Here is a 1,288-nt window from a genome sequence, read left to right as displayed (position 1 = left end):
AAGGGGGTGGGAACACTCATCTCGAAGCAGGCTTCCCGCTTAGATGCTTTCAGCGGTTATCCCTCCCGAACGTAGCCAACCAGCCATGCCCTTGGCAGAACAACTGGCACACCAGAGGTTCGTCCGTCCCGGTCCTCTCGTACTAGGGACAGCCCTTCTCAATGTTCCTGCGCGCGCAGCGGATAGGGACCGAACTGTCTCACGACGTTCTAAACCCAGCTCGCGTACCGCTTTAATGGGCGAACAGCCCAACCCTTGGGACCGACTCCAGCCCCAGGATGCGACGAGCCGACATCGAGGTGCCAAACCATCCCGTCGATATGGACTCTTGGGGAAGATCAGCCTGTTATCCCCGGGGTACCTTTTATCCGTTGAGCGACGGCGCTTCCACAAGCCACCGCCGGATCACTAGTCCCGACTTTCGTCCCTGCTCGACCCGTCGGTCTCACAGTCAAGCTCCCTTGTGCACTTACACTCAACACCTGATTGCCAACCAGGCTGAGGGAACCTTTGGGCGCCTCCGTTACTCTTTAGGAGGCAACCGCCCCAGTTAAACTACCCATCAGACACTGTCCCTGATCCGGATCACGGACCCAGGTTAGACATCCAGCACGACCAGACTGGTATTTCAACGACGACTCCCCCTGAACTGGCGTCCAGAGTTCACAGTCTCCCAGCTATCCTACACAAGCCGAACCGAACACCAATATCAAACTGTAGTAAAGGTCCCGGGGTCTTTCCGTCCTGCTGCGCGAAACGAGCATCTTTACTCGTAGTGCAATTTCACCGGGCCTATGGTTGAGACAGTCGAGAAGTCGTTACGCCATTCGTGCAGGTCGGAACTTACCCGACAAGGAATTTCGCTACCTTAGGATGGTTATAGTTACCACCGCCGTTTACTGGCGCTTAAGTTCTCAGCTTCGCCACCCCGAAGAGTGACTAACCGGTCCCCTTAACGTTCCAGCACCGGGCAGGCGTCAGTCCGTATACATCGCCTTACGGCTTCGCACGGACCTGTGTTTTTAGTAAACAGTCGCTTCTCGCTGGTCTCTGCGGCCACCCCCAGCTCAGACAGTAAATGTCATCACCGGTGATGGCCCCCCTTCTCCCGAAGTTACGGGGGCATTTTGCCGAGTTCCTTAACCATAGTTCACCCGAACGCCTCGGTATTCTCTACCTGACCACCTGAGTCGGTTTAGGGTACGGGCCGCCATGAAACTCGCTAGAGGCTTTTCTCGACAGCATAGGATCATCCACTTCACCACAATCGGCTCGGCATCAGGTCTCA

The 1,288-nt window shown here is 56.1% G+C and carries 1 rRNA gene; it reads right to left on the bottom strand.

The features are described 5' to 3' along the window. Positions 1 to 1,288 (bottom strand): 23S ribosomal RNA (locus tag ACGFY9_RS48880); the annotation flags it as partial.

The organism is Streptomyces sp. NPDC048504 (genome assembly GCF_043200035.1).
Classification (GTDB): domain Bacteria; phylum Actinomycetota; class Actinomycetes; order Streptomycetales; family Streptomycetaceae; genus Streptomyces.
This window is presented reverse-complemented; position numbering and strand designations above follow the sequence as displayed.